Source organism: Winogradskyella ouciana (assembly GCF_009709615.1).
GTDB lineage: Bacteria > Bacteroidota > Bacteroidia > Flavobacteriales > Flavobacteriaceae > Winogradskyella > Winogradskyella ouciana.
This window is the reverse complement of record NZ_WJYA01000187.1, coordinates 1-257: the sequence shown is the minus strand read 5'-3', so window position 1 is coordinate 257 and position 257 is coordinate 1. Positions and strand designations below refer to the sequence as shown.

The 257-nt window shown below is 30.4% G+C and carries 1 protein-coding gene; it reads left to right on the top strand.

Features of this window, described 5'->3' with window-relative positions:
• Positions 1-23: 23 nt before the first annotated feature.
• Positions 24-257, top strand: a 234-nt coding sequence (locus F1003_RS17725) for a spore germination protein (protein ID WP_368732370.1), incomplete at its 3' end; no start/stop codon positions are given.

Sequence of the window (257 nt, the reverse complement as noted above, 5' to 3'; positions counted from 1 at the left end):
GAATTTAAAAGACACATTGTAGTTTGGTCTTTATTCGTACCATTATAGATCAAGCCAAACTTGAAGAGAATATTTTTGGTCCCCTACTTCAAATAAAGGATCAAGAATTACATGTTGCAGATATTATATATGCTTCTTCTCTACATACAGTTAATTCAATGAACGAAATAGTAGCGAGTATAAAGAACGGGAATGCTGTTCTATTAATAAATGGAGAAATTATTGCCTATTCAATAGAGATTAATCATTTTCAAGGT